This window comes from Sphaerisporangium melleum (genome assembly GCF_014646695.1).
Taxonomy (GTDB): Bacteria; Actinomycetota; Actinomycetes; order Streptosporangiales; family Streptosporangiaceae; genus Sphaerisporangium; species Sphaerisporangium melleum.
Map to the genome: position 1 here is coordinate 1 of NZ_BMNT01000038.1, position 25,883 is coordinate 25,883.

The following is a 25,883-nucleotide window of genomic DNA, read 5'->3' on the forward strand; positions in this document are numbered from 1 at the left end:
GCGATGATCGACCACATCAACGGCGTGGTCGGCCACTACAAGGGCAAGATCTACGCCTGGGACGTGGTCAACGAGGCGTTCGACGACGGCAACGGCGGGCGCCGCGACTCCAACCTGCAGCGGACCGGCAACGACTGGATCGAGGTCGCCTTCCGCACCGCGCGGGCGGCCGACCCCAACGCCAAGCTCTGCTACAACGACTACAACATCGACAACTGGTCCTGGGCCAAGACCCAGGGCGTGTACAACATGGTCCGCGACTTCAAGTCCCGCGGCGTACCGATCGACTGTGTGGGCCTGCAGTCGCACTTCAACGCCCAGAGCGCCTACAACAGCAACTACCGCACCACGATCTCCAGCTTCGCCGCCCTCGGCGTGGATGTGCAGATCACCGAGCTGGACATCCAGGGTGGCTCCGCGCAGACCTACCAGAACGTCGTCAACGACTGCCTGGCCGTGCCCCGCTGCGCCGGCATCACCGTCTGGGGCGTCCGCGACAGCGATTCCTGGCTCGGCGCCAACACCAGCCCTCTGCTGTTCGACACCAGCGGCAACAAGAAGGCCGCCTACACCTCGGTGCTCAACGCGCTGAACAACGCCACTCCCAACCCCACCCCGACGCCGACGCCGACGGTGACCCCGACCCCCGACCCGACGCCCACCCCGACGCCGACGCCCACGCCGACCCCGGTTCCCGGTGGATGCTCGGCGACGCTCACGACGGTCAACAGCTGGCCGGGCGGATTCCAGTCGTCGGTCACGGTCAGCGCGGGCAGCGCCGCGGTCAACGGATGGACCGTGCAGTGGACCTGGCCCGGCGGCCAGAGCATCAGCAGCCTGTGGAACGGCCGGCAGAGCTCGTCCGGCTCCAGCATCACCGTGCGCAACGAGGCCTACAACGGCTCGATCGCGGCGGGCGGCTCCACGACCTTCGGCTTCACCGCCAACGGCAGCGCGGCCACCCCGGCCGTCACCTGCACCAGCCCCTGATCCCCTGACGACCGTCCGGGCCCGGCAGGCGTACGACGCCTGCCGGGCCCGGCCGCTTTCCCGCCGTCACCGGGCGAGAAACCGGCGCAGCGCCGCGGCCACCTCGCCCGCCGCGGCGAGCTCCCCGGGAGTGAGGGCGTCGACGAAGAGCTCGCGAACGGCGCGCAGGTGCGGAATCGTCGCCTCCCGGAACGCGTCGGCGCCGGCGGGAGCGAGCACCACCTCGGCTCCCCGGCTGTCGGTCACGCACTCCTCGCGGCGGATGAGCCCGCGCCGCTCCATGCGGCCGAGGTGGTGGGACAGGCGGCTGCGCTGCCAGCCGATGAGGGCGGCGAGCTCGGAGGAGCGCATGCGCCGCTCCGGTGCCTCGCTGAGGGCGAGCAGCACCGCGTAGTCGCCCCGCGAGAGCGAGGACTCGCTCTGCAGCCGCGCGGCGAGGCTCGATCCGAGCGCTTCCGCGGTCTCGATGTAGTCGCGCCAGATCCGCAGCTCCTCGGTGGTCGGCAACTGGCGTTTCCTCCGCTGCGGCGGGGTGCTTCCCGTCATCCAGGCCTCCTGATTGACATGTCAATCACATGGTACATAATTGACATGTCAATCATTTGGTCCTGGGTGGCCGGAAAGCGCCGCCCGGGGCCGGAGCAGGAGCACGCCCATGTCTGATCTCCAGTTCGGCCTCGACACCTTCGGCGATGTGCCGGAGGACGATTCGGGAGCGCTCGTCTCGCACGCCGCAGCGATCCGGCAGGTCGTCGACGAGGCGGTGCTGGCCGACGAGCTCGGCGTCGACGTCATCGCCGTGGGCGAGCACCATCGGCCGGAGTACTCGGTGTCGACCCCGGAGACCGTGCTCGCCGGGATCGCCACCCGCACCACCCGCATCCGGCTCGCCTCCGGGGTCACCGTGCTGAGCTCCGACGACCCCGTCCGGGTGTTCCAGCGCTTCGCCACGGTGGACGCGATGTCACACGGGCGCGCCGAGGTCATCCTCGGCCGCGGCTCGTTCACCGAGTCGTTCCCGCTGTTCGGCTACGACCTGCGCGACTACGACGTGCTGTTCGAGGAGAAGATCGAGCTGTTCGTGAAGCTGCTCGACGAGAAACCGGTCACCTGGAGCGGCACCATGCGGGCTCCGCTGCAGGACGCGGACGTCTTCCCCAAGACCGAGTCGGGGCGCCTCACCACCTGGGTGGGCGTCGGCGGGTCGCCGCAGTCGGTCATCCGCACCGCGCACTACGGTCTTCCGCTCATGCTCGCCATCATCGGTGGCCGGCCCGATCGCTTCGCCCAGTACATCGACCTGTACCGCCGGGCCGCCGAGCAGTTCGGCACGACCGCGCACCCCGTCGGGATGCACTCACCGGGCTTCATCGCCGACACCGACGAGGAGGCCAAAGAAGTGTTCTGGCCGCGCTTCCGGGTCATCCGCGACCGCATCGGCGCGCTGCGGGGCTGGCCGCCGATCCGCCGGCAGGAGTTCGACGCCGAGGTCGAGCACGGTTCGCTCTACATCGGCTCCCCCGAGACGGTCGCCCGCAAGATCGCCGGTGCGGTGACGCGCCTCGGTGTGGGCCGGTTCGACCTGATCTACAGCAACGGATCGCTGCCGGCGAGCGCCCGCACGCGCGCCGTCGAGCTCTACGGCACGAAGGTCATCCCGATGGTCCGCGACATCCTCGCCGGCTGACACGCGGCCCTGCGCACGACCTGGAGGAAGACGTGTACGACATCGCCCCGGCGGGCCCCTGGACCATCGGCATTCTCGGCGCCGGCAAGGTGGGCACCGTGCTGGCCCGGCTGGCCCTCGCCGCCGGTCACAAGGTGGTCGTCGCCGGCTCCGGCGACCCCGCGAAGATCGCTCTCACCGTGGAGGTCCTGACCCCGGGAGCGGTCGCCGCGACCGCCACGGAGGCGGTGGCGCGCGCGGACATCGTCATCCTCGCCCTCCCCCTTGGCAAGCACCGGAACATCCCCGCGGACGCGCTGCGCGGCAAGCTCGTGATCGACGCGATGAACTACTGGTGGGAGATCGACGGGATCCGCGACGACCTCACCGACCCGCGCACCTCGTCGAGCGAGATCGTCCAGGCGTTCCTTCCCGGTTCCCGGGTCGTCAAGGCGTTCAACCACGTCGGGTACCACGAGCTGCAGGACAAGGCCCGGCCCGCGGGCGAGGACGGGCGCATCGCCATCGCGATCGCGGGCGACGACCCCGCCGGCCTGGCCACCGTCGCGTCCCTGGTCGACGCGCTCGGCTTCGATCCGGTCGTCGCCGGCCCGCTCGCCGAGGGCGTGCGCCTCGAACCGGGCACCGAGCTCTTCGGCGCCGACGTCGACGCCGAGGAGGTACGCGCCGCACTCGACCGCTTCCCGGAGTCCGAGCGCGGGCGGATCGTCGCCGCCGCGCGCCGGGGAGGTGTATAGGGTTACCGCCGTGGCGATGGCGATATGCGTGTTCTGCGCGTCCAGTCAGCAGATCGACGAGAAGTACCTCGACCTGGCCGACGAGGTGGGCACCGAGCTGGCCCGGCGTGGCCACACGCTGGTCAGCGGCGGGGCCGTGGTGTCGTGCATGGGCGCGGTCACCCGGGCCGCCCGGCGGGCCGGCGGGCGCACGGTCGGCGTCATGCCGCAGGCGCTGGTGGACCTGGAGATCGCCGACACCGACTCCGACGAGCTGATCATCACGGCCGACATGCGGGAACGCAAGGGCGTCATGGACGCGCGCTCCGACGCGTTCCTCGTCCTGCCCGGCGGCATCGGCACGCTGGAGGAGCTCTTCGAGATCTGGACCGGCCGCGTGCTCGGGCTGCACGACAAGCCACTGGTCATCCTGGACCCGTGGGGCCTGTACGCGCCGCTGCGCCTGCTGGTGGACGGCATGTACGAGCAGGGGTTCACCCGGCCGGGCGTCTTCGACGCCATCGCCTGGACCACGACCGTCCCCGAGGCGGTCGAGCACCTGGAACGCCCGGCGCGCCCTCTCACCCCGCACGCCGACGAGATCGGCGAAGCCGCCCCGAGCTAGCCCCGGCCCGCCATCCGGCGAGGACGGGTCTGCCCGGCACCGCGATCAGGCGAGGACGGGTCTGCCCGGCACCGCGATCAGGCGAGACCGCGGCGGGTCAGGGCGGGAGGACGGCGGCCGGCGAGGGACTCGGCCATGTCCACGGCGCGCCGCACCTGCTCGGGGAAGGCCGTGCGGAAGACCCGCGCGCCGAGGTAGGCCAGCACCGCCGCCGCGGCGAGCTGGGCGTCCTCGTCCCCGGTCAGGGTGACCACGACCGTGCGCCCCGCCAGGGCGTGCCGCTCCACCTCGGCCGCCGAGCGGGCCGCGACCCACGAGCCGTCGGACGGTTCGCCGAGGCCGGTCACCAGTACGGGCGCCATGCTCCCGATGCTGTCACACCTCGGCCGCGGGAGGCGATTCCAACTAGGGGCGGTCAAAGGCTCCGATGTGGCAGGATTCGTATGTGCTGGTCCTTCTCGCTGTCGCCGCGGTCGCCGTGCTGTACTGCGTGGTGATGGTCGCCCAGGGGCGCGGCGGAGAGCTGACCGAGTTCGCTCCCGACGTGCCGCCGCTGGAGCTGCCCGAGCCGCGCCAGCTCACGGCCGTCGACTTCATGACGCTGCACCTGCCGGTGAGCCTGGTCGGCTACCACACCCAGACGGTGGACGAGACGCTGCGGCGCGCCGCGACGGCCATCAGCGAACGGGACACCCACATCGCGGTGCTGGAGCAGCGCCTGGCCGAGCTGCTGGCCGGCCGCGTCCAGGCCCGCCAGGAGGCGCACACCCGGCCGTCCTTCGCGCCGGCCAGGACCACGCGGCTGGTCGCCGCCCCCTACCCTCTGGCCGAGCCCGAGCCGGGGCCCGCACCCGTCTCGTACGGCGAGCCGGAGACGCTGGACGGCCCGGCCGGCCCGCCCCTCCCGGACGCCTTCACCCCGCCGCCGGCCGGCGAGCCGCCGCAGGCCGATGCGAGCGCTGAGACGGCCGAGGCCGCCGAGCACGGTGTCACCGGCCCCGAGGGCGCGCCGCGCAGCCGGTAATCTCGACGTTCGTGCAACCTGAGCTCGTCAGATGCGGCTGGTCGACCAGCGCGCCCGACTACATCCGCTACCACGACGAAGAGTGGGGCAGGCCGGTCCACGGTGATGACCTGGTGTACGAACGGCTCACGCTGGAGGCGTTCCAATCGGGCCTGTCGTGGCTGACCATCCTGCGCAAACGGGAGAACTTCCGCGACGCGTTCGCCGGGTTCTCCATCGAGGCGGTCGCGGCGTTCGGCGAGGCCGATGTCGAGCGGCTGCTGGCGGACGCGGGCATCATCCGCAACCGCGCCAAGATCGAGGCGGCCATCGCCAACGCCCGGGCCGCGGCGGGCATCCCCGGCGGGGTGTCGGGGCTGGTCTGGCGCTTCGCCGACCCGTCCGCGCCCGCGCCGAAGACCGGTGCCGACGTGCCCGCGATCACGCCGGGCTCCAAAGCCCTGGCAAAGGAGCTCAAGCGCCATGGCCTGCGATTCGTCGGCCCCACGACGGCGTACGCGCTCATGCAGGCCATCGGCCTGGTGAACGACCATCTGGCGGGCTGCTGGGTGCGCGAACACATGACGGCCTGACCTTTACCGGCCCGCCCGCGAAATGGCCGTGTCAACCGCCGGTGGGGTGATATCGGAAGCGGCGGGCGAGGGCGCCGGAGCGGTCGTGGACGCCCGTTCCCACCGCGTGCACACGTGGTCTCCGCGCAGGTCGAAAAGCGCGGCGCGGGCGTTCACATAGGCCTGTTTGATCACGCTGAGGGCCCCGGACAACGCATTCTGGGAGGAGATCGTTACCCATGCGCGCTCGCGAGGCGGGATAATGGGACGTCACAGAAGACGTGAAAGCGGCGGGCGGCCGGGCGCGAACAGGAGCGCCACGGCAGGGCGCGGCCGAGGCAGGAAGGGATACACGCATGGCGGCGATGAAGCCGCGGACTGGTGATGGTCCGCTGGAGGTCACCAAGGAAGGACGGGGCATTGTCATGCGGGTCCCTCTGGAGGGTGGCGGCCGGCTCGTCGTCGAACTCTCACCCGACGAGGCCAGAGCCCTTGGCGACGCTCTGAAGAACGTCGTCGGCTGACATACCCCTGACACGACCCACTGACACAGGCGACTTGACGGCCCCGGCGGCCGGGCAGAGCCCCACGCCGGGGCTGTCGCACTTTCCGGCCGGGGAGGCCCACCCATGCCCATCGAGACCGCGCTGCGACTCCTCGACTCACCCGCGCAGGACGCCGACCTGCTGGCGGTGCCGTTCGCGGGCGACCTGACCGCGCAGGTGGAGCTTCCCGTTCCGGTCGCCGCCCTCCTCGCCCACCACGAGGCCAAGGGCGAGCCGGGCGAGGTGGTGGAGGTCCCGGTCGCCCACGGCGACTCCGTGCGGCGGATCCTGTTGTACGGCACCGGTGACCGCGGGCCGAGAGCCCTGCGCAAGGCGGGCGCGACGCTGGCCCGGCGGGCCAGGGGACGCCACGCGATCGACGTCACCCTGCCGGAGGAAGCAGGAGAGGCCGGGTGGGCGGCCCTGGCCGAGGGCGCGCTCCTGGCCTGCTACACCATGCGCATCGGCGCCAACCGGGTCACCCCGGTCGAGGAGATCCGCCTGCACGGCCCCGAGGCGGCCCGGCCGGTCATCGAGCGGGCCGAGGTGATCGCCCGCGCCACCGCCCTCACCCGCGACCTCGCCAACACCCCGTCCTCTGTGAAGAACCCCGCCTGGCTGGCGGCCCGCGCCGCCGAGGTGGCCGAGCGCTCGGGGCTCGCCGTCAAGGTGTGGGAGCCGGACGACCTCGCCGCAGAAGGGTTCGGCGGCATCCTGGCCGTCGGCCAGGGGTCGGCGAGCGGCCCGCGGCTGATCCGGCTCTCCTACGAGCCCGAGCGGCCCGACGGCGGTCACGTGGTGCTGGTGGGCAAGGGCATCACCTTCGACAGCGGTGGCCTGTCCCTCAAGCCCACCGAGGGCATGAAGTTCATGAAGACCGACATGGCGGGTGGCGCCGTCGTGATCGCCGTGCTCGGCGCGCTGCGCGCGATGGGCGTGACCACCCGGGTCACCGGCCTGGTCGCCGCCGCGGAGAACATGCCCTCGGGCAGCGCCCAGCGTCCCGGCGACGTGATCACCCACTACGGCGGGCGCACCGTGGAGGTGCTCAACACCGACGCCGAGGGCAGGCTGGTGCTCGCCGACGCCCTGGCCTACGCCGACGAGGTGCTCGAACCGGACACCGTCCTGGACATCGCCACGCTGACCGGGGCCATCAGCGTCGCCCTGGGCCGCGACATCGGCGCGGTGTACGCCAGCGGCGACGACCTGGCCGCCGAGCTGCTGGAGGCCGGCGGCCGGTCCGGCGAGGCCCTGTGGCGCATGCCGCTCATCGAGGAGTACCGCGGCGCGCTGGACTCGGCGGTCGCCGACCTGACCAACGTCGAGGCCGCCAACACCTACGGCGGCGGGTCGATCACGGCGGCGCTGTTCCTGCGCGAGTTCACCGGCGGGCGGCGCTGGGCCCACCTGGACATCGCCGGCGTGGCCCGTACGACGTCCGACGAGGGCATCTTCAGCAAGGGCGCCACCGGTTACGGCACCCGCCTGCTGCTCGACTGGCTCGCCACGCGCCCGGCCTGACCGCCGCTCGGATCCGCCCCCCCCGCGTGCGGACGGCTCAGTGCGCGATCTTGACGGCGGCCAGCAGGCCGTCGCCGAGCGGCATCATCAGGGGGCGCAGCCGGTCGTCCGACCTGACCAGCTTGCCGAGCTCACGGATGGCGACGGTCTCGGGGTCGCGCTGCGCCGGGTCGGCGACCCGGTTGTGCCACAGGGCGTTGTCGAACGCCACGATGCCGCCGAGCCGCAGCAGGCGTACCGCCTCGAGCAGGTAGTCGCCGTACTCCTGCTTGGCGGCGTCACAGAACACCAGGTCGTAGCCGCCGTCGGCGAGCCGGGGGAGCACGTCGAGGGCCCGCCCCCCGATCAGCCGCACCTTGCTGCCGGAGAACCCCGCCTCCGCGAACGCCTGCCGCGCGAGCCGCTGGTGCTCGGGCTCGACATCGACGCTGGTCAGAGTGCCGTCCGGGCGCATGCCGCGCAGCAGCCAGAGGCCGGAGACCCCGCAGCCGGTGCCGACCTCGACCACGGCACGCGCGCTGATCGCGGTGGCGAGGAAGCACAGAGCCGCGCCCCCGCCGGGCAGGATGGGGTCGGCGCCCACCTCCTGGCCCCGCTGTCGCGCGGCGCGCAGCACCTCGTCTTCGGAATGGAACTCCTCCGCGTAGGCCAGCGTGGCCTCCACCGGACTGGTCGGCGTCGGGGCCATCGGCCTCTCCTCCCCGCCTTCGCCGTGGCACGTATTGGTCGCAGCCTAGGGGAGTCGGGGCCGAACGGGAACTCACCCCACAACAGGTACGTTGCACGCTTTGAACGACCTTTAGCGAAGGCCGTCGGGGAAGACGTCGAGGAATGTTGGGGGACGTCGTGGAGACACGGTCCGGCCACCTTGGCTCGTGGGTACGCAGGAAGGGACGAAAGCAGGCACTATGGCTGTAGCGGTGGTCCCGGAGAGAGGAGTGCTGGTGGAGAACGACCACCAGGCCGATGCTCCCGACAATGCGTTGACGGGGGGCGACTCCCGGCTGCCCGGCGAAGGGTGGACACCCCCGACGTGGGAGGAGGTCGTCCGCGAGCACTCGGCGCGCGTCTACCGCCTCGCCTATCGGCTGACCGGCAACGTCCACGATGCCGAAGACCTCACTCAAGAGGTCTTCGTCCGCGTCTTCCGTTCGCTGTCCAGCTACACGCCGGGCACGTTCGAGGGGTGGCTGCACCGCATCACGACGAACCTCTTCCTGGACATGGCGCGGCGCAGGCAGCGCATCAGGTTCGAGGGGCTCGGCGAGGACGCGGGGGAGCGTCTGCGCGGGCGCGAGCCGTCCCCGGCCCAGGTGTTCGACGACGCCCAGCTCGAGCCGGACATCCAGGCGGCGCTCGACGCGCTGCAGCCGGAGTTCCGTGCCGCGGTGGTGCTGTGCGACATCGAGGGCCTGTCCTACGAAGAGATCGCGGCGACGCTCGGCGTGAAGCTGGGCACCGTCCGCAGCCGCATCCATCGCGGCCGCCAGCAGTTGCGGGAGGCACTGGAGCACCGTGCGCCCCGCCGTGACCTCCCCCCGACCGTGACCAGGGAGGGAGCATGAGCCATCTCGGAGAGCGCGCTTCGGCGCTCATCGACGGCGAGCTGGGCCACGCCGAGCGAGAGCGCGCGCTGGCGCACCTGACGTTCTGCGCGGACTGCCGCGCCGAGCTGGAGGCCATGCGGGCGCTCAAGAGCCGCCTGCGGGCGCTGGAGGCGCCCGCCGTGCCCGCCGACCTCACCATGTCGCTGCTGCGCATGGCCGAGCCGGGAGGGCCGCTCCCGCCGCGGGTCCGCCCCTTTCCCGCTCCGTCCTACTCGCTGAGCGGCTCGCCCGCCGACAACCGCCCGCGGCGGCACGGCGGCTTCACCGGGCCGGGACGCTCCAGGGGCGGCCGCCGCGTCGGCTACGTGGCGGTGGGCGTCGCCTCGGCTGCCGTCGCACTGGGCACGATGTTCATGGTGAGCGGCACCACCGGGCGGCCCGCGGCGCCGCCGGTCGAGATGTTCGCCAACCAGCACCGGGCGACCACGCCCGGCGGTTACCTCGCGCCGGGACGGGCGAGCTCGCCCACCCCGAGCCCCTGACCCGGGCAGACGCGCAGGCCACGGCCGGGGCGGGTTCCACCGCACCCGGCCCCGGCGGTCGTGAAAGGAAGGCGGGGTCGGGCACGGCGGTCGCGGGCATACGATCGGAGGGACCCATCAGGGCGTTTACAACGCTCGTATGCGGTCCAGGTGACAATCGGCGTAGCCCAGTCGACCGGCCCCGGGAGTGAGCCTTCGATGACCGACGAGACACGTACCTTCGACAGCGGGGACGTGGCCACTCCCCAGCGGTCCGGGGATGGCTCGGTGTCGGGTCCAGCGGGCGGCATGCGCGTCCGGCCCGAGTTCCTGCCCGCCCAGGACTCCTGGCCGGGCGGCGACCAGGCGCGCGACCCGTTCGCGGATGACAGGGCACCATCGGGGCCGCAGGCCGGTCCCGGACGCGATCCGTTCGCCGGCGAGGGCGGGCGCGATCCCTTCGCCCCCGACTCCTCCGGCACCGCCGCGTTCCCCGCCGAGCGCGACCAGAACACCGGCATCATCCCGTTCGCGAGCGAGGGCTCCGCGGGGTCGTACGGCGGCGAGCCGCCGCGGCCCGGTGGCGGCCCGGGTGGCGAGGGGGCCGCGGGGTGGGGCAACCCGTCCGGGGGGCCGCTCCCGCCCTCGCCCGGCGGTCCGTACGGGCCGCCTCCGCCTCCGCGCAGCGCCTTTGGCATGGGCCCGGGCTGGGCGCCCCCTCCCGGTGGGCCGCCCATGAGCGCCGGCGCCCCGGCGGCGCGGGCGCCGCGCACCGGCATGCTCGCCGTGCTGGCCGTCGTGATCGCGGTCGTGGCCTCGACGCTGGGCAGCGTGGGCACCTACCTGCTCACCCGCGGCGGCTCGGGTGTCGATCCGTCCTACACGCTGGGCACGCCGGCCGGCGCGGTGGTCAACCGTCCCCCCGACTCGGTGGCCGGGGTGGCGGGCAAGGTCCTGCCGAGCGTCGTCTCGCTCGACGTGCGGGGCAACAGCGAGGCGGGCACCGGCTCCGGCTTCCTGATCAAGGGCGGGTACATCCTCACCAACAACCACGTGGTGGCCGCCGCGGCGCAGACCGGCAACATCAAGGTCATCTTCAACAGCAAGAAGTCCACCACGGCCACGATCGTCGGGCGCGACCCGAGCTCGGACATCGCGGTGGTCAAGCCGGTGGACACCTTCGGCGCCCCCGAGGTGACCCTCGGCAACTCCGACCGCGTGGTGGTCGGCGACCCGGTCATCGCGATCGGCTCGCCGCTCGGCCTGACCGGCACGGTCACCACGGGCATCGTCAGCTCGCTCAACCGCCCGGTCACCGCCGGTGGCGAGAGCGGGTCGGAGTCGTCGTACATCAACGCGATCCAGACCGACGCGGCGATCAACCCCGGCAACTCCGGCGGCCCGCTGGTCAACGGCGCCGGCGAGGTGATCGGCGTCAACTCGGCCATCGCGACGCTCGGCGCCTCCTCCCTCGGCGGGCAGAGCGGCAGCATCGGCCTCGGGTTCTCCATCCCGGTGAACCACGTCCGGCGCATCGCGGAAGAGCTCATCACCACCGGCACGGCCAAGAAGTCCCGCATCGGCGTCTCGATCGACGAGTCCTACCAGGGGGACGGCGTCCGCATCGCCACCGACTCCACCGGCGGCCTGCAGCCGATCGTCGCCGGCGGCCCGGCGGACAAGGCGGGGCTGAAGCCCGGTGACATCATCCTGGAGATCGACGGCAACCCGGTGACCCAGCCGTCCGAGCTGATCGTCACGGTTCGCAGCAAGGCGCCCGGCGACAAGGTGACCGTGAAGTACCGCCGCGACGGCGGCGAGCGCTCCACGACGGTGACCATCGACGCCGTGCCCGTCCCGACGCCGCAGCCGTCGTGACCAGGGTGTTCACGGAGCAGTGGACGGCGCTTTACGCCCAGGGCCGGACCGCGCGTTAGTCTGGGGAAAGCCATGTCGCCCAGGCGTGGCTCAGGAAAGTGTAGGAGATCACCGTGTTCGGACTCGGCTGGCCTGAGGTCTTGGCACTCGTGGTCATCGCGCTTCTGGTCTTCGGACCCGAGAAGCTGCCGCAGGCGGCCGCCCAGGCGGGCCGCACGCTGCGCCAGCTCCGCCAGATGGCCAACAACGCCAAGAGCGATCTGCAGGACAACCTCGGCCCCGAGTTCGCGAACTTCGACCCGACGGACCTGCACCCGAAGAACTTCGTCCGCAAGCACCTGCTGCAGGACATCGAGGACGACTGGAACCGGCCGGCGGCCACCGACACCACCGCCACGACGTCGGAATACCCCGACCGGTACGCCGACTCCTATGCGAGCCCGGCGGGCGGCGAGCTCGGATACGGCGAGATCCCGCCGTACGACGCCGAGGCCACCTGACCGCGCCCGCGCCGTCCTCCGGTTCCGCCGATCACGTCAGAAGGGGCCGCCCCGCACGGGGCGGCCCCTTCTGACGTGCTGTGCGCGGCCGGTGCCGGCGGGCAGGTCAGCGACCGGACGGCGACAGGCCGAGCTGGAGCCCCTTGATGCTGCCGGACCGCTTGCTCAGCCCGTCGGCGATGCGCCGCAGCTCGGCGGCGGCCGGCGAGTCGGGGTCGGTGAGCACGAGAGGCTTTCCCTCGTCGCCGCCCTCGCGCAGACGCAGGTCGATCGGCACCTGACCGAGCAGCGGGACGCGCGTGCCGAGGACACGGGTCAGGCCGTCGGCGACCGCCTGGCCGCCACCCTCGCCGAAGACCGCGATGCGCTCGTCGCAGTGCGGGCAGGGCAGCCAGGCCATGTTCTCGATGACGCCGGCGATCTGCTGGTGGGTCTGGGTGGCGATCGACCCGGCGCGCTCGGCGACCTCGGCGGCGGCCTGCTGCGGGGTGGTCACGACCAGGATCTCGGCGCCCGGCATGCGCTGCGCCACCGAGATCGCGATGTCGCCGGTGCCGGGCGGCAGGTCCATGAGCAGGACGTCGAGGTCGCCCCAGTAGACGTCGGCGAGGAACTGGTGCAGCGCGCGGTCGAGCATCGGCCCGCGCCAGACCACCGGGTCGTTGCCCGGGGGCTTGAACATGCCGACCGAGATGACCTTGATGTCGTGGGCCACCGGCGGCATGATCATGTCTTCGACCTTGGTCGGCCGCTCGCTCACCCCGAGCATGCGCGGCACGGAGTGGCCGTAGATGTCGGCGTCCACCACCCCGACCTTCAGCCCGGAGGAGGCCATGGCCGCGGCGAGGTTGACGGTGACCGACGACTTGCCGACCCCGCCCTTGCCGCTCGCCACCGCGAAGACGCGGGTGAGCGAGCCGGGCTTGGCGAAGGGGATCTCCTTCTCGGGCCCGCGGTTGCCGCGCAGCCTGGTCTGGAGGTTCTTGCGCTGCTCGGCGCTCATCACGTCGAGGTCGACGTGGACGGCGGTGACGCCCTCGACCTTCGAGACGGCGGTGGTGACGTCGCGGGTGATCGTGTCGCGCATGGGGCAGCCCGCGACGGTCAGATAGACGCCGACTCGCACCACCCCGTCTGGGGAGACATCGACGCTCTTGACCATGTCAAGGTCGGTGATCGGCCTGCGGATCTCAGGATCGTTGACCGTTGCCAGAGCGGCCGTCACCGATTCAGGGGTTGGTGCCATGCAACCATGCTACGAAGCCGGTGACGATCCGACGAACTCCGGCTCTCCGCCCGTTTCCGTGGCGAACCCGTAGGGCGCCCCGCCGCCGCGATCCGTACCCCTTTGGGGTGTCCGGTCCGCTTCCGCGCCGCTCGGGCCGTGCCGCCGGTCGCGGGCGCGCCGGACCGGCCCGCCGGCGGCTCAGTGCGCCGGCCCGCCGCCGTCCGGGCGGGGACGGTCCGGGTGGCCGGAGGGCTCGCGCAGTTCCTCCACCAGGCGCTCCAGCTCGCCCCTGATGTAGTCGCGGGTCGCGAGGTCGCCGAGTGCCAGGCGCAGCCCGGCGATCTCCCTGGTGAGGTACTCCACCTCGGCCTGGTTGCGCTCGCCCGCCATCCGGTCCTGCTCGCTCTGCACCCGGTCGCGGTCGGCCTGGCGGTTCTGCGCGAGCAGGATGAGCGGCGCGGCGTACGACGCCTGGATCGACAGGATGAGCGTCAGGAAGATGAACGGGTAGGGGTCGAAGGTCATGCGGGGCGGCGCCAGCACGTTCCAGGCCACCCAGACGCTGATGAAGATGGTCAGGTAGACCAGGAAGCGCGCCGTGCCGAGGAAGCGGGCGATGCGCTCCGACAGGCGGCCGAACGCCTCGGGGTCGTAGTGCGGGCGGATGGCGCGGCGGATCTCGCGGGGTTGGTCCAGCCGGTTAACCGCCACCGTCCACCTCCCCCGCGGGTCCGTCCGGCTCGCGCTCGTCGTGCTCGCGCCAGTCGGGCGGAAGCAGGTGGTCGAGTACGTCGTCCACGGTGACCGCGCCGACCAGCCGCCCCAGCTCGTCCACCACCGGCGCGGCGACCAGGTTGTAGGTGGCCAGGTAGGAGGTGACCGCGGGCAGCGGCAGGTGCGGCCTGATGGGGTCGATGCTGCCGTCGATCGCGCCGCCGACCAGCGAGGACGGCGGCTCGCGCAGCAGCCGCTGGAAGTGCGCCACGCCGAGGTACCGGCCGGTGGGGGTCTCGGTCGGCGGCCGGGCCACGTAGACCTGGGCGGCGACGGCCGGGGTGATGTCCTGGCGGCGGATCTCGGCGAGCGCCTCGGCGATCGTGGCGTGCGGGGGCAGCACGATCGGCGTACTGGTCATCATGCCGCCGGCGGTGTTCTCGGCGTAGGTCAGCAGGCGCCGCACCGGCGCGGCCTCGCGGGGCTCCATGCGCGCCAGCAGCGCCTCGGCCTGCGCCGGCGGCAGGTCCTGCAGCAGGTCGGCGGCGTCGTCGGGGTCCATGGCGGCCAGCACGTCCGCCGCCCGCTCGGCGTCCAGCCGGCTCAGGATGCCGATCTGGTCGCGCTCGGGGAGCTCCTCCAGCACGTCGGCGAGCCGTTCGTCCTCCAGCGCGGCGGCGACCTCGGCGCGGCGCTTGTCGGGCAGGTGGCGCAGCGCGTTGGCCAGGTCGGCCGGGCGGGTCTCCTCGAAGGCGGCCAGCAGGTTGGCCGCGCCCTGGTCGGCCTGCACCTGCCCGAAGCCCGAGACCTCCGGCCAGTCGACGACCACCGTCTCGCCGCGCCGGCGGCGCAGCCCGCGCGCGGGGGTGCCGCGCAGCACGGCGACCTTGGTGATCAGCCAGTCGCCGGCGCGGTTCTGCTCCATGGCGAGGTCGAGCACGGTGACCTGCCGGCCGCCGAGGTCGACGGTGAGGTCGAGCAGCTCGCCGATGGCCAGCGACTCGGTGGTGTGCTTCTCGAAGCGCCGCAGGTTGATGGCGCCGGTGAAGATGACGGCGTCGGCCTCGATGTTGACCACGCGGGTGATCGGCAGGAACACCCGGCGGCGGGGCTGCACCTCGACGACCAGGCCGTGGACGCGGGGAGGGTCGTTCGGGCGCAGGGCGACGACGACGTCCCGCACCCGGCCGATCTGGTCGCCCGCCGGGTCGAACACCGGAGTGCCGGCCAGCCGGGCGACGAAGATCCTCACCTTACGCAGGGTACGAGGTGGCCGCGTATCCGCCGCGCCCGGCCCCGTAAAAGCCGTCTCAACCCCTGGTCGCCGGTTGATCCCGGCGAATGCCATGTGACAGCATCAAAGCTGTCTTACGGTCATTACGGGAGGGGCATGTGAAGAGGGGAGCGCTCGCGATCGCGGTCGGGTCGGCCTGCTGTTTCGGCTTCTCCGGGCCGATGGCCAAGATCGTGGGTCTCGGCGGGCTGACGCCCCTGCAGGCCGTGTGGGTCCGGATGGCGGGCGCCGCGCTGCTGCTGTTCGCCCTGCTCGCCGCCTTCCGCCCCGGTGCGCTGCGCGTCGCGCCCGGCAGGCGCCGGTTCTTCGCCGCGTACGCCCTGATCGCCGTCGCCGGGGTCCAGGCGCTGTTCTTCGTCGCCATCACCCGGCTGCCGGTGGGCGTGGTGCTGCTGCTGGAGTACGCCTCGCCGGTCCTGGTCGTCGCCTGGGTGCGGCTGGTCCGGCGGGTGCGGCTGCCCCGCGCCGCGTACGCGGGGGCGCTGGTCGTGCTGGCGGGCCTCGGGGTCGTCGTGGAGGTGTGGCAGGGGCTGAGCCTGGACGGGCTGGGGCTGCTGCTCGGCCTGGTCGCCTCGGCATGCTGCGCCGGATATTTCCTGATGAGTGATGGCTATGGGGCCGAGGTGGACCCGCTCGGCCTGGTCGCCTGGGGCATGGCCGGCGCCGCCGTCGTGCTCGCGCCGATCGCGCGCCCGTGGGACATCCCCTGGGCGGCCTTCGGGACGGCCGTGACCGTCAACGGGCACACGGTCCCGGTGGCGGTTGCCGCGGTCTGCCTCGTCGTGGTCGCCACCGTCCTGGCGTACGGCACCGGGGTCATCGCCGTGCGGCGCCTGTCGGCCGCCGTGGGGGCCACCGTGGCCTCACTCGAGGTCGTGGCCGGCGCGCTGATCGCCTGGGCGCTGCTCGCCGAGCAGCTCGGCGTCCCCCAGATCGTCGGCGGGGTCGTCGTGCTGGCCGGGGCGCTGCTGGCTCAGACCGCCACGTCGGGCGTCAGCCGCACGATCGAGGCGCCCGATGCGGCCCAGCGGCCGGCGAGCCCCGCGGCGTCCGGGGCGTTGAGCCGTTCCTTGACCAGGGCCGCCACCGCCCCGGCGTCGGCCTCCGACGGCGCCGACTGATCGACCGTCCGCACCCGCGCCTCGAACGAGGTCAGCCGGGCGCCGTTGTCCTTGCTGCGCAGGGTCACCCGGACGCTCCCGGCCTCGGTCAGGCCGGGAAGCTCCTGCTCCCCGCCCCCGGTGACCAGGTAGATCGCGCCGTCGTGCCAGACGTGCCAGGCGAGCCGGTCGCGGCCGGCCAGCGAGATCCACAGGACGTTCGACTTCTTCGCGCCCTCTTCGATCAGCGGCAGACTCATGTTCAGCAATCTACGGCCCGCGCCGAGCCGTGGGTGACCTGGTACGACCGCGCCCGCGGCCGCGCGAGGGCGGCCGCGGGCGCGGCGGTGGCAGGGCAGGGCTCGCGGCCCGCTGGATCAGCGGCGGGCGAGCTTCCAGGCGGCGGGGAGCAGCCCGGCGGCGGCCGCTACCTTGATCGCGTCACCGATCAGGAACGGCACCACGCCCGCGGCCAGCGCTGAGGGCAGGTCCATGCCGGTGGCGACCATGAGCCACGGCACCCCGACCGCGTAGATCAGCAGCGTGCCCAGCGTCATCGTGACCACGGTGCGGGCCGGAGTGCGGTCGCCGCCCCGGCCGGCGAGCGCGCCCACCACGGAGGCGGCCAGGATGAAGCCGACCACGTATCCCAGGGTCGCGTTGCCGCCCGACGGCGCGAACCACGGCACGCCGAGCTGGCCGATCAGCAGGTACAGCGACATGCCGAGCAGCGCGCGGGGCAGGCCGAGCGCCGCGCCCGCCAGCAGGACCGCGAAGGTCTGCAGGGTCAGCGGGACGGGCGTGCCGGGCAGCGGGATGCTGACCTGCGCGGCCACCCCCGTCAGGCCCGCCGCCGCCACGACCAGCGCGACATCGCGGACCAGGCGGCCCGGGATGAGGTCGGACAATACAGCCGGCCGCAGTACCGCGGAGGCGTCAGTAGCCATCACTCTCTCCCTTACAACGACTATGCATTCATTTTCCGGATATAGCGGGAGAAAGTGGTACGAGATCCGCGCCAAGAACCGGCGCCCGGCTTTGTGACGCCCCCACAGCGACGGCCGGACCCGGGCGGCGGCTAGCGTGTGCGCATGCGCTCTCGCCGTTCCTGCCTCGCCGTCCCCGGCAGCAACACCCGCTTCCTGGAGAAGGCGCAAGGACTGCCCGCCGACGAGGTGTTCCTCGACCTGGAGGACTCCGTCGCGCCGCAGGCCAAGGAACAGGCACGCGCCAACGTCGTCGCCGCGCTGCGCGAGGGCGACTGGACCGGCAGAACGCGCGTGGTACGGGTCAACGACCTGTCCACCAAGTGGACCTACCGCGACGTCATAGAGGTGGTCGAGGGGGCCGGCGACGCGCTCGACTGCCTCATGCTGCCCAAGGTCGAGGACGCCGTGCAGGTCGCCTGGCTGGACCTGCTGCTCACCCAGGTGGAGAAGGCCAACGGCCTGCCGGTCGGCGGCATCGGCATCGAGGCGCAGATCGAGAGCGCCCGCGGCCTGGTCGCCATCGAGGCGATCGCGGCGGCCTCGCCCCGGCTGGAGACGCTGGTGTTCGGGCCCGCCGACTTCATGGCCTCGATCAACATGCGGACCCTGGTCGTCGGGCGCCAGCCCCCGGGGTACACCGAGGGGGACGCCTACCACTACGTGCTGATGCGCATCCTCATGGCCGCCCGCGCCTTCGGCCTGCAGGCCATCGACGGGCCGTACCTGCAGATCAAGGACCTCGACGGCTTCGCCCTGACGGCGCACCGCTCGGCGGCGCTCGGCTTCGACGGCAAGTGGGTGCTCCACCCCACGCAGATCGAGGCGGCCAACGAGATCTTCGCGCCGTCGCAGGACGACTACGACCACGCCGAGCTGATCCTGGACGCCTACCGGCACGCCACCGAGGTGGACCTGCGCGGCGCGGTCATGCTCGGCGAGGAGATGATCGACGAGGCCTCCCGCAAGATGGCCCTGGTCGTCGCCGCCAAGGGCCGCGCCGCCGGGCTGACCCGCACCACGTCCTTCCAGCCGCCCGCCTGACCGGCGCGCGGCCCGTCCGGCGCAGCCGGGTCGATCAAGCCGATCAGAACGTGACGCCGAAGGTCGTGAAGAACCAGAAGGACGAGGTCAGCCACAGGCCGGTGAGCGCGGCGAACGCGAGACCGCCGAGCACGGGCAGCGTCCACCCGGGCAGGTTCCGCTTCGGCAGCGAGAGCATCTTGGCCACGAACACGCCGTAGAAGAACGAACCGAGCAGGGAGTGGACCAGCACCCGGGGCACGTCGAACTGCGCGCCGAGGGCGTACAGGCAGTGGAAGGCCACCGGCACGGACAGCACGAACGCCAGCCGGCCGGACCAGCGGTGCAGGGCGCCCGTCCAGGACGGGGCCTGGAGCCCGGGGATCCTGCCGTACATCGTGAGCGCCGAGACCAGCTGGACGATCGCGAGGACGAAGGACGCGGTCGCGAGCCATGACTTCATGGCCTGCGCGCCGGAGAAGCCGGCCAGGCCCACGGCGTACCCGGTGGGCGTGTGCTCGCGCCCGTAGACGCCGAGGGCGACGGCCACCAGGCCGCCGACGAGCAGCGGCACCAGATAGGGCGCCGAGCCCGGCGCCTGCGGGCCCGGGTCCGGCCGCTGGAGGGGAGAGGTCTGGGAGAGGGACATGGCGGTGCTTCCTTGTCGTGAGGGTCGTGAGGCCGGGAGATCCCGCGGCCCGGGAAGGACCGCGAGGGCGGCAGGCCGGGACGGCGCCGGCCGAGGCCGGCGAGCCGGCGGATCGGGAGTTCGGAGCGGGGAAGGCCGGGAACGTCGTGCCGTGCAGGGGGAGCGGGTGGCGACCGGCCGGGCCGGTCAGAGGCCGGGGAGGAAGGCGTCGGGCTCCTGCGGGCGCAGCTCGGTGCCCTCGAAGGTCATCGGGGAGCCCGGGGTGAGCCGCGGCGCCGGAGCGGAGGAGCCGCCCACGTCCAGCAGCCCGACCTGCCGGCCGTTCGGCAGGACGATCCAGCCGCCGACCACCCTGGCGCCGCGGACGACCGCGCTCGCGCGGTACAGGCCGGACGGCTTGTGCACGAGCGGGGCGGTGAAGCGCCACTTGCCCTTGCCGACCTGCAGCCGGCCCTGGGCCTTGCCGTCGCCGAGCGCGACGGTGATCAGCGCGTCCTTCCCGGTGAGGGTGAGGGTGCTGCCGTCCGCGGTGCCCTTCAGCCAGGACTCGACGCGCCCGTCGCAGAAGTAGGCGACGGCCTTGCCGTTCCTGATCGACAGCGCCACCAGGCCGCCGTTGCCCTGTGCGACGCCCGCGTAGTCGGCGCGCTTCGGCGCCGGGTCGGCCTCCTCGGCCTCGATGGTGGGCGCGGGAGAGGCGGACCCGTCCGCCTGGACCTGCACGGCCGGGTCGGGGGTGGCCGAGGGCGTGCTCTTGGCCGTCGAGGAGGCGGCGGGCGCCTTGCCGGCGGCGGACACGGCGTCGGTGCGCGGCGCGGTCTGCGCGCTCGCCACGCCGAGCCCGAGGGCGAGCACCACCCCCGCGCCGAGCGTGTACAAGGGCCATGGCCGTTTCATGATCTGCTCCTGCGTTCTCGTCTGTTGTCCCATGCAGCATCGGCGCTGCTGACCGGGATGTCTGTGAAGAAATGCGCAGAGCAAGGGGTGATGCCGGACACCTACGCCTGAGGGCCGGGCGAAGGGCGCGCAGAGAAAGCGGTGAGGAGAATGGGATATATGCACGATCCGTCGCAGGAGTACCAGCAGGGTCCGTCCCAGAGACCTCCCGAGCCCCTGAAGCCCGTGGAGCCGCTGCATCCTGCGGAACCGATGGGGCCCGCGCAGCCCCAGGAGCCCGCCGTTGAGCCCCCGGAGCCGGTGAGGCCGGTCGAGCCGCTGCATCCTGCGGAACCGGTGGAGCCCGCGCAGCCCCGGGAGCCTGCGGTGGAGCCCGTGGAGCCCGTGGAGCCGATAGAGCCGGTCGAGCCGCCGCACCCGGTGGAGCCTGTGGCGCCCATGCGGCCGGGGAAGCCTGCGGTGGATTCGACGGAGTCCGCCGAGCCGGTGGTACCTGCGACGGCCGCGGAGCCGGCGGAGCCTGCGGGGACGGAAGGGCTCGCGGGGGGCGAGGGCGTGCCGCAGGGTGGGGCACCGACGCCGTACCCTCAGGGCGCTACGCCGGGACCCGCCGGGCCGGGGGGATCGCCGGCGGATCGGCCGCCCTCCCCGTACGAAGGGGGTCCGGGGTCGGCGGATCGGCCGCCCTCCCCGTATGAAAGGGGTCCGGGGCCGGTGGATCGGCCGTCCTCCCCGTACTACCCGGGTCCGGCGGCGTGGCGGGCGCCGCCCCGGCCGCAGCCGTGGGCCGCGCCGGCGCCGGCCGGAACGCGGTACGACCATCTGGCGCGCGGTCCGTGGAACCGCTGGTGGCGCCCGCTGGTGGGGACGGCGGCCATCGCCATCGCGTTCGTGGGCGCGGGACTGATCGTGATCTTCGGCGGCGCACTGGTCGCCGAGCTCGTGGGCATCCCCGTGGTGATGTCGGGGGACCGGCTCTTCGGGCAGCCGGCGTACGAGCTGGCGGTGCTGCTGCTGTCGATCGCCGTGGTCCTGCCGGTGGTCTTCGCCGTGGCGTGGCTGACCCAGCGGCGCTCGCCGGGCACGCTCTCGTCCGTGGCCGGGCGGCTGCGCTGGGGATGGCTGCTCATCTGCACCGGCGTGGCCCTGGTGGCGCTGGTCCTCGGCCAGGTCGCCATGATCGTGACCTACGCGGTGACCGGAGAGGACACCGGGAGCCTGTTCGGCTGGGTGGGGTGGGACCGCTTCCTGCCGGGGCTGCTGGTCATCGTGCTGCTGGTGCCCTTCCAGGCCGCGGCCGAGGAATACGTGTTCCGCGGCTGGCTGATCCAGGCGTTCGGGTCGTACCTGCGCACTCCGTGGCCGGGCATCCTGCTGGGCGCGGCCCTGTTCACCTCGCTGCACGCCTACACCGACTACGGCGTCGTCGACGTCTTCAGCTTCGGGGCCCTGATGGGCTGGCTCGCCGTACGCACCGGCGGGCTGGAGGCGCCCATCGCGCTGCACGTCGTCAACAACGTGCTGAGCTTCCTGCCGGCCGCCGCCGCCGGTGAGCTGGAAGGCGCGCTCCGGCAGGGCGCGGTGCCGTGGCAGGCGCTCTCCGGGACGGTGGTCCAGTTGGGCTTCTTCGCGATAGTTATCGTAATAATCGCCCAAAAGCGAGCAATTCAGACAGTCTCTCAATAAATCTGACTAGAGAGGTCTCGCCAGAACGGCCCTCGGCATGTTGCCCTGTAGATATGCGGGGCCGGCGGTCGGTCCCAGGGAGGTGCGCGGTGCCGGCGAGGGCGATTGGCGGCCATGATTCCGGCCGGTCAGGTGATCGGCGGGCAAGGTTCGGGTATCGGTACGATCGCACGTGATCCGCCGCTGGTCCGACGGACGCGTTGAAGATCGGTGGAACGGTCCCAAGTCGCGGCCCCCACACCGGGGCAGCCTGCCGACGAGGAGGTGCTGAGCGTGGTCTCGGGCCCCCACGACCCGCGCTCGTCTTGGCGGTCGGCCGACGACGCCGATCGCGGCGACGTGTCGCACACCAACGGGCCACGCCAGGCCCGGACGTCCCCTCGCGTGCTGCACCACGCGCCGCCGGGTCCCGCTGACCCGCGCTCGCGTGATCTGCCCCTGGAGTCTCCCTGGGCGCTCCCGCCCTTCGGCGCGCCGACGCCGGACGAGCGCCCTGCGGGGGAGGAGGAAGATCCCACCGCGCCGCAGCCCCGGCTCCCGTCGGCGGGACGTCATCCCTACGCCAGGCCTGCCGGCTCGCCGTACGGAGAGGGGGCCGCCGAGCCGCGCCACAGCGCGGGCCGGGCCGCGTCGGAGCCGTCGCAGCAGGCCGGCTCCGCCTGGCCCGCCGCCGAACCCCGCGAGGCCGACCCCGCGCAGGCCGAGCCCTGGGAGTCCGGATCAAGGGGTGGCGGCCCAGAAGAGCACGAAATCCCGCGAACCGGATCCGCCGAGCACGGAGCCTGGGGAGGCCCGGGAGTGCCCGGATCATGGGGTGAGGGCCCACCGGAGGCACCCGCGCCCTGGGAGAGCGGTCAGGGAGAGCCTGGAGGCTGGGAGAGCGGCCCTGAGGAGCACGGAGCCTGGGAGACCGGCGCCGGCGTGCCCGGATCATGGGGTGGTGGCGCTGTGGACCCGGGGTCCTGGGAGAGCGGTCCTGGAGAGTACGGAGCCTGGGAGACGGGGTACGACGAGGCCGGTCCCTGGGAGGGCCGGCCGGCGGAGGCCGGGTCCTGGGCCGACGAAACGCCCGAGGGCGAGCCGGGCCGGCCGCCGCGGCGTCTGGTCGACCGGCCGGACAAGCTCGTCGCCTCCGGCCCGCCGCGCACGCCGCCCTCCGCTCCCACCTCGCCCCCCGCCACCGGCGTGTCCGCGGAGGAACCCGAGATCAGGGTCGAGCCGCGCATCCAGGCCGAGCCGGAGCACATGACCGGCGACGAGCGCATCGGCCGTCCCCCCGGCGGCCGGCCGGTCCGGCCGGACATCCTGGTCGCCTCCGGCCCGCCCCGCCCGCGCGGCGGTGGCCGCGGACGCCACCACCGCGACCAGGGGGCGGGACGACCGCCGCGCCAGGGCCGCAGGCTCGGCTCCCGCGGCTCCGGTCGCGGGCTGCTCACGCCGCTCTTCGTGGTCGTCGTCCTGCTCGCCGCCGCCGGTCTCGGCCTGGTGATCGTGAACTGGGTGAACTCCCCCACCAGCTCCGGGCTGCGGCTCGCCGCCGGCGACGGCGGATCGGGCGACCAGGCGTTCGCGGCCCCGCCCGGCACCAGCGGCAACGGCTCCAGCCAGGTCCTCAACGCGGTCACCTCCGTCGGCTCGACCGTGGTCGCGGTCGGCAGCGACACCACCAGCCCGGTGCCCCGGCCGCTTTTCCTGGTCTCCGCGGACGGCGGCAAGAACTGGCAGCTCGGCCGGGTGGCCGGCGCCGAGGGCTACCAGCCGGCCGGGGCGGCCGGGCTGGTCACCGGCGGGAACGGCCGGTGGCTCGCCGCCGGCACCGAAGCCCCGGGCGCGGCGGGCGCCGCCGCGCGCGGCATGTGGACCAGCACCGACGGGCGATCCTGGACGGCCGTCGACCCCTCGCGGCTGGCGGCCTTCTGGAGCGGCGACCGCATCACCGACCTGGCGCGCACCGCGACCGGCTTCGTCGCCGTCGGCTCCACGACCCTGCAGGACGGCGGGTACGGCCCGGTGGCCTGGGTGTCGCCGGACGGGACGAACTGGAGCCGCGTCGACACCGGCGAGATCGGCTCCACCGACAAGGTGCGGGCCATCCGCGCCGTCGTGGCCAAGGGGAACGCCGTCGTGGCGCTCGCCGACCCGGGCAGGGGCGACACGACCTCGGTCATCCTGCGCTCACCCGACGGCGGACGCACCTGGCTGCGCACCGCCGCCGCCCTGCCCGGCGTCCGGCCGGAGCCGGGCGCGCTCGCGGTGGCCGCCAAGGGCTTCCTGCTGGTCCCGACCCTGCAGAAGTCCGGCTCGGGCGACGTGCGGGTCTACTGTTCGGAGCTCGGGGACGAGTGGCGCCAGTGCGGCATGATCGACGGGCTGGGGCGCGAGGCGACCGGCGTGCGCGGCCTCGCCTCCTCCTCCGCGGGGGTCGCGGCCGTCGCCGAGTCGGGCTGGGAGCGGTACGCCGTCTTCACCAGCACCGACGGCAAAGACTGGACCGAGAGCACCGACCTCGGCCAGATCCCCGGCACGCTGCGCGGTCTCGCCATCACCGACGGCGGCACGCTGGTGGCCGCGGGCGACCAGCGGTCCGGCGGGCTGGACAACCTGCCGGTGCTGATGACGGCCGGCAAGGGCAAGCCCGCCGCGCCGGTGCCCCTCGGGCAGATCAGCGGGCTCAGCCGGTCGGCGCGCGAGACCACCGCGCTGGTCGCCGCGGGTGAGTCCTTCGTCGCGGTCGGCGGGGTCAAGGGGGACGCCGGCATCTGGACCAGCGCGACCGGCCAGAGCTGGAAGCCGGTCAGCGCGCCCGCGCTCGGCGGGCCGGGACGGCAGGCGTTCAACGACGTCGCCCACGGCCCGCACGGCTGGCTCGCCGTGGGCAGCACCACGGCCGACTCCGCGTTCGTCCGGCCGCTGCTGGCCTCCTCGGCCGACGCCAGGTCCTGGCGCCCGGCGCCCGACTCGCCCGCGCTCGGCGCCTCGGGCCGGTACGCCGTCGTGCCGCGCGTGGTGGCCGCCGGGCCGAAGGGGTACGTGATCGCCGGGGACGACAGCGGCCCGGACGGCGTGGTCGCCGCACTGTGGTTCACCCCCGACCTCAAGCGCTACTCGCGCGCCGCGCCGCGCAGCCTCCCGGCGGGCGGCGCCGACGTGCGAATCGAGGACGTCACCGCCACCTCCGGCGGCTACCTCGCGGTCGGATCGTCCGGTGCGACCGGACGCACGTCCGGGGTCGTCTGGGTCTCCAAGGACGGGCTCAACTGGACGGCCCGCAAGCGGGTGATCCCCGAGGGGGCCCGTGCGGCGTCCCTGCGCAGGGTGGTCGTCCACGATCAGCGGATCATCGCGGTCGGTGGCGCGACCGGCGACAAGGGCGTGGAGCAGCCGTACGCCGCCGTCTCCACCGACGACGGCGTGAGCTGGACCTACTCCTGGCTGCCCGCCGACGCGCCGGCGACCGTGCTGGACCTCGCCGCCTCGGAGGACGGCCTGGTCGCCGTGGGCTCCTACGGCTCGCCCGCCGGGGAGGACAGCGCGGTGTGGACCTCGAAGGACGGCGACGACTGGCAGCGGCACACGCTGACCGGGGACGGCATGACCGGCGAGGGCGCCCAGTGGCTCGGCGCGATCGCCGTCAACGGCGACCGGGTGGTGGCGGTGGGCCGCTCGACGACCTACACCTCCGACCACCTCACCCTCTGGCGCACCTCCTTCAGCCGCTGACCTCACCCACTTCAGGGGGCGGGGAGCACGCGCCAGGTGGTCAGGGCGTCCGCCAGTCCGGAGGTGAGGGGGAGGCCGGCCAGCTCGTCGAGGGCGAACCACCCCACGTCGGCCGCGTCGTCCCCGGCCACCGGCGTGCCGCCTGCGGCGGTCGCGAAGTAGTCGTGGATCTCGTACACCACCCCGCCCGGGCCGGGGCGCTCCACGGTGCCCGCGAGGGGGCCCGCCGTGATCACGAGGCCGGTCTCCTCCAGCAGCTCGCGCCGCAGCGCGACGGTGTCCGGCTCGCCGGGCTCCACCCGCCCGCCCGGCAGGGACCACAGCCCCTCTCCCGGCGGGCGTCCACGCCGGACCAGCAGCAGCCGGCCCGCGCCGTCGATCACTATCGCGCCCACGCACCTGACCCGCATGTGCCAAGATTACGCCGCGATAACGGACTTCCTCTTGACGTGACCGCGCCGACGGAAGCACCGTGGAT

The 25,883-nt window shown here is 73.2% G+C and carries 26 protein-coding genes; 16 read left to right on the plus strand and 10 right to left on the minus strand.

Going from position 1 to position 25,883, the window contains the following annotated elements; genetic code table 11:
• On the plus strand, positions 1-990 hold a 990-nt coding region (locus tag IEY93_RS28700; RefSeq protein ID WP_189166266.1), incomplete at its 5' end, for an endo-1,4-beta-xylanase.
• Positions 991-1,056: 66 nt separating this feature from the next.
• Here IEY93_RS28700 and IEY93_RS28705 read toward each other — a convergent pair.
• Entirely contained in the window at positions 1,057-1,536 is a 480-nt protein-coding gene (locus tag IEY93_RS28705; RefSeq protein ID WP_189166267.1) for a MarR family winged helix-turn-helix transcriptional regulator, read from the minus strand.
• 109 nt (positions 1,537-1,645) lie between these two features.
• Here IEY93_RS28705 and IEY93_RS28710 point away from each other — a divergent pair, with 109 nt between their 5' ends.
• Genes IEY93_RS28710 through IEY93_RS28720 form a run of 3 tightly spaced genes read left to right on the plus strand, consistent with a single transcriptional unit; the run spans position 1,646 to position 4,018 of the window.
• Positions 1,646-2,677 (plus strand): LLM class flavin-dependent oxidoreductase, encoded by a 1,032-nt coding sequence (locus IEY93_RS28710; protein WP_189166268.1) that lies wholly within the window; start codon positions 1,646-1,648, stop codon positions 2,675-2,677.
• Between the two features lie 32 nt (positions 2,678-2,709).
• Complete coding sequence (locus IEY93_RS28715; protein WP_189166269.1) at positions 2,710-3,414, plus strand: NADPH-dependent F420 reductase; 705 nt, start codon at positions 2,710-2,712, stop codon at positions 3,412-3,414.
• A gap of 16 nt (positions 3,415-3,430) precedes the next feature.
• Positions 3,431-4,018 (plus strand): LOG family protein, encoded by a 588-nt coding sequence (locus tag IEY93_RS28720; protein WP_189166334.1) that lies wholly within the window; start codon positions 3,431-3,433, stop codon positions 4,016-4,018.
• A 77-nt stretch (positions 4,019-4,095) separates the two neighbouring features.
• On the opposite strand, the gene IEY93_RS28725 is transcribed toward IEY93_RS28720, so the two are convergent.
• Positions 4,096-4,380 carry a hypothetical protein gene (locus IEY93_RS28725; protein WP_189166270.1) on the minus strand — a complete coding sequence of 95 codons (285 nt, stop codon included), beginning with the start codon at positions 4,378-4,380 and terminating at the stop codon, positions 4,096-4,098.
• 83 nt (positions 4,381-4,463) lie between these two features.
• Between IEY93_RS28725 and IEY93_RS28730 the strand changes: the two genes are divergently transcribed.
• The 4 genes from IEY93_RS28730 to IEY93_RS28745 all read left to right on the plus strand — a co-directional run bounded on the left by IEY93_RS28730 (position 4,464) and on the right by IEY93_RS28745 (position 7,662).
• Complete coding sequence (locus IEY93_RS28730) at positions 4,464-5,042, plus strand: hypothetical protein (protein WP_189166271.1); 579 nt, start codon at positions 4,464-4,466, stop codon at positions 5,040-5,042.
• 11 nt (positions 5,043-5,053) lie between these two features.
• The gene (locus IEY93_RS28735) at positions 5,054-5,614 is read left to right on the plus strand and encodes a DNA-3-methyladenine glycosylase I (RefSeq protein ID WP_229691557.1); all 561 of its coding nucleotides are present in this window, start codon (positions 5,054-5,056) and stop codon (positions 5,612-5,614) included.
• Positions 5,615-5,949: 335 nt separating this feature from the next.
• The gene (locus IEY93_RS28740; protein WP_114033903.1) at positions 5,950-6,117 is read left to right on the plus strand and encodes a DUF3117 domain-containing protein; all 168 of its coding nucleotides are present in this window, start codon (positions 5,950-5,952) and stop codon (positions 6,115-6,117) included.
• 105 nt (positions 6,118-6,222) lie between these two features.
• Positions 6,223-7,662: a leucyl aminopeptidase gene (locus IEY93_RS28745; protein WP_189166272.1), complete on the plus strand. Its 1,440-nt coding sequence runs from the start codon at positions 6,223-6,225 to the stop codon at positions 7,660-7,662.
• Positions 7,663-7,699: 37 nt separating this feature from the next.
• Here IEY93_RS28745 and IEY93_RS28750 read toward each other — a convergent pair whose 3' ends face one another.
• Positions 7,700-8,350, minus strand: coding sequence for an O-methyltransferase (locus IEY93_RS28750; RefSeq protein WP_189166273.1), 651 nt, complete (start codon positions 8,348-8,350; stop codon positions 7,700-7,702).
• Between the two features lie 220 nt (positions 8,351-8,570).
• Here IEY93_RS28750 and sigE point away from each other — a divergent pair, with 220 nt between their 5' ends.
• The 4 genes from sigE (at position 8,571) to IEY93_RS28770 (ending at position 12,108) form a co-directional block, all read left to right on the plus strand.
• Positions 8,571-9,227 (plus strand): RNA polymerase sigma factor SigE, encoded by a 657-nt coding sequence (gene sigE / locus IEY93_RS28755; protein WP_189166274.1) that lies wholly within the window; start codon positions 8,571-8,573, stop codon positions 9,225-9,227.
• A complete protein-coding gene (locus IEY93_RS28760) occupies positions 9,224-9,751 on the plus strand; it encodes an anti-sigma factor family protein (protein ID WP_189166275.1) in 528 nt (175 codons plus the stop codon). The genes sigE and IEY93_RS28760 overlap by 4 nt, the downstream gene beginning before the upstream one ends.
• Positions 9,752-9,949: 198 nt before the next feature.
• Complete coding sequence (locus tag IEY93_RS28765; protein WP_189166276.1) at positions 9,950-11,608, plus strand: S1C family serine protease; 1,659 nt, start codon at positions 9,950-9,952, stop codon at positions 11,606-11,608.
• Positions 11,609-11,721: 113 nt separating this feature from the next.
• On the plus strand, positions 11,722-12,108 hold the full coding sequence (locus tag IEY93_RS28770; RefSeq protein ID WP_189166277.1) for a sec-independent translocase: 387 nt from the start codon (positions 11,722-11,724) through the stop codon (positions 12,106-12,108).
• A gap of 106 nt (positions 12,109-12,214) precedes the next feature.
• Here the strand turns inward: IEY93_RS28770 and IEY93_RS28775 are convergent, their stop codons facing one another.
• The 3 genes from IEY93_RS28775 to IEY93_RS28785 form a co-directional block, all read right to left on the minus strand.
• Positions 12,215-13,354 (minus strand): Mrp/NBP35 family ATP-binding protein, encoded by a 1,140-nt coding sequence (locus IEY93_RS28775; RefSeq protein ID WP_189166278.1) that lies wholly within the window; start codon positions 13,352-13,354, stop codon positions 12,215-12,217.
• Between the two features lie 180 nt (positions 13,355-13,534).
• Positions 13,535-14,047: a DUF1003 domain-containing protein gene (locus IEY93_RS28780; RefSeq protein WP_189166279.1), complete on the minus strand. Its 513-nt coding sequence runs from the start codon at positions 14,045-14,047 to the stop codon at positions 13,535-13,537.
• A complete protein-coding gene (locus IEY93_RS28785) occupies positions 14,037-15,302 on the minus strand; it encodes a magnesium transporter MgtE N-terminal domain-containing protein (RefSeq protein WP_229691558.1) in 1,266 nt (421 codons plus the stop codon). The genes IEY93_RS28780 and IEY93_RS28785 overlap by 11 nt, the downstream gene beginning before the upstream one ends.
• A 140-nt stretch (positions 15,303-15,442) precedes the next feature.
• Between IEY93_RS28785 and IEY93_RS28790 the strand changes: the two genes are divergently transcribed.
• A complete protein-coding gene (locus tag IEY93_RS28790; RefSeq protein ID WP_189166281.1) occupies positions 15,443-16,465 on the plus strand; it encodes an EamA family transporter in 1,023 nt (340 codons plus the stop codon).
• A 356-nt stretch (positions 16,466-16,821) separates the two neighbouring features.
• Here the strand turns inward: IEY93_RS28790 and IEY93_RS28795 are convergent, their stop codons facing one another.
• Positions 16,822-17,391, minus strand: a complete 570-nt coding sequence (locus IEY93_RS28795) for a biotin transporter BioY (RefSeq protein ID WP_189166282.1) — start codon at positions 17,389-17,391, stop codon at positions 16,822-16,824.
• A 144-nt stretch (positions 17,392-17,535) separates the two neighbouring features.
• Between IEY93_RS28795 and IEY93_RS28800 the strand changes: the two genes are divergently transcribed.
• Entirely contained in the window at positions 17,536-18,474 is a 939-nt protein-coding gene (locus IEY93_RS28800; protein ID WP_189166283.1) for an HpcH/HpaI aldolase/citrate lyase family protein, read from the plus strand.
• Positions 18,475-18,517: 43 nt separating this feature from the next.
• On the opposite strand, the gene IEY93_RS28805 is transcribed toward IEY93_RS28800, so the two are convergent.
• Both IEY93_RS28805 and IEY93_RS28810 read right to left on the minus strand, forming a co-directional pair.
• Positions 18,518-19,102: a DUF6529 family protein gene (locus tag IEY93_RS28805; RefSeq protein WP_229691559.1), complete on the minus strand. Its 585-nt coding sequence runs from the start codon at positions 19,100-19,102 to the stop codon at positions 18,518-18,520.
• A 186-nt stretch (positions 19,103-19,288) separates the two neighbouring features.
• A complete protein-coding gene (locus IEY93_RS28810) occupies positions 19,289-19,999 on the minus strand; it encodes a hypothetical protein (RefSeq protein ID WP_189166284.1) in 711 nt (236 codons plus the stop codon).
• A 714-nt stretch (positions 20,000-20,713) separates the two neighbouring features.
• On the opposite strand from IEY93_RS28810, the gene IEY93_RS28815 reads away from it, so the two are divergent.
• Both IEY93_RS28815 and IEY93_RS28820 read left to right on the plus strand, forming a co-directional pair.
• A complete protein-coding gene (locus IEY93_RS28815) occupies positions 20,714-21,685 on the plus strand; it encodes a CPBP family intramembrane glutamic endopeptidase (RefSeq protein WP_189166285.1) in 972 nt (323 codons plus the stop codon).
• A gap of 210 nt (positions 21,686-21,895) precedes the next feature.
• Positions 21,896-25,405 carry a hypothetical protein gene (locus tag IEY93_RS28820; RefSeq protein WP_189166286.1) on the plus strand — a complete coding sequence of 1,170 codons (3,510 nt, stop codon included), beginning with the start codon at positions 21,896-21,898 and terminating at the stop codon, positions 25,403-25,405.
• Between the two features lie 11 nt (positions 25,406-25,416).
• Here IEY93_RS28820 and IEY93_RS28825 read toward each other — a convergent pair whose 3' ends face one another.
• On the minus strand, positions 25,417-25,815 hold the full coding sequence (locus IEY93_RS28825; protein ID WP_189166287.1) for an NUDIX hydrolase: 399 nt from the start codon (positions 25,813-25,815) through the stop codon (positions 25,417-25,419).
• Positions 25,816-25,883 lie beyond the last annotated feature (68 nt).

What these genes read in the sequence shown, in the direction of transcription:
- IEY93_RS28725 (WP_189166270.1), bottom strand. Translation starts at nt 4,380, where the DNA reads ATGGCGCCCGTACTGGTGACCGGCCTCGGCGAACCGTCCGACGGCTCG.
- IEY93_RS28825 (WP_189166287.1), bottom strand. Translation starts at nt 25,815, where the DNA reads ATGCGGGTCAGGTGCGTGGGCGCGATAGTGATCGACGGCGCGGGCCGG.
- IEY93_RS28740 (WP_114033903.1), top strand. Translation starts at nt 5,950, where the DNA reads ATGGCGGCGATGAAGCCGCGGACTGGTGATGGTCCGCTGGAGGTCACC.
- IEY93_RS28760 (WP_189166275.1), top strand. Translation starts at nt 9,224, where the DNA reads ATGAGCCATCTCGGAGAGCGCGCTTCGGCGCTCATCGACGGCGAGCTG.
- IEY93_RS28775 (WP_189166278.1), bottom strand. Translation starts at nt 13,354, where the DNA reads ATGGCACCAACCCCTGAATCGGTGACGGCCGCTCTGGCAACGGTCAAC.
- IEY93_RS28750 (WP_189166273.1), bottom strand. Translation starts at nt 8,350, where the DNA reads ATGGCCCCGACGCCGACCAGTCCGGTGGAGGCCACGCTGGCCTACGCG.
- IEY93_RS28800 (WP_189166283.1), top strand. Translation starts at nt 17,536, where the DNA reads ATGCGCTCTCGCCGTTCCTGCCTCGCCGTCCCCGGCAGCAACACCCGC.
- sigE (WP_189166274.1), top strand. Translation starts at nt 8,571, where the DNA reads ATGGCTGTAGCGGTGGTCCCGGAGAGAGGAGTGCTGGTGGAGAACGAC.
- IEY93_RS28710 (WP_189166268.1), top strand. Translation starts at nt 1,646, where the DNA reads ATGTCTGATCTCCAGTTCGGCCTCGACACCTTCGGCGATGTGCCGGAG.
- IEY93_RS28810 (WP_189166284.1), bottom strand. Translation starts at nt 19,999, where the DNA reads ATGAAACGGCCATGGCCCTTGTACACGCTCGGCGCGGGGGTGGTGCTC.
- IEY93_RS28705 (WP_189166267.1), bottom strand. Translation starts at nt 1,536, where the DNA reads ATGACGGGAAGCACCCCGCCGCAGCGGAGGAAACGCCAGTTGCCGACC.
- IEY93_RS28805 (WP_229691559.1), bottom strand. Translation starts at nt 19,102, where the DNA reads ATGTCCCTCTCCCAGACCTCTCCCCTCCAGCGGCCGGACCCGGGCCCG.
- IEY93_RS28720 (WP_189166334.1), top strand. Translation starts at nt 3,431, where the DNA reads ATGGCGATATGCGTGTTCTGCGCGTCCAGTCAGCAGATCGACGAGAAG.
- IEY93_RS28765 (WP_189166276.1), top strand. Translation starts at nt 9,950, where the DNA reads ATGACCGACGAGACACGTACCTTCGACAGCGGGGACGTGGCCACTCCC.
- IEY93_RS28795 (WP_189166282.1), bottom strand. Translation starts at nt 17,391, where the DNA reads ATGGCTACTGACGCCTCCGCGGTACTGCGGCCGGCTGTATTGTCCGAC.
- IEY93_RS28745 (WP_189166272.1), top strand. Translation starts at nt 6,223, where the DNA reads ATGCCCATCGAGACCGCGCTGCGACTCCTCGACTCACCCGCGCAGGAC.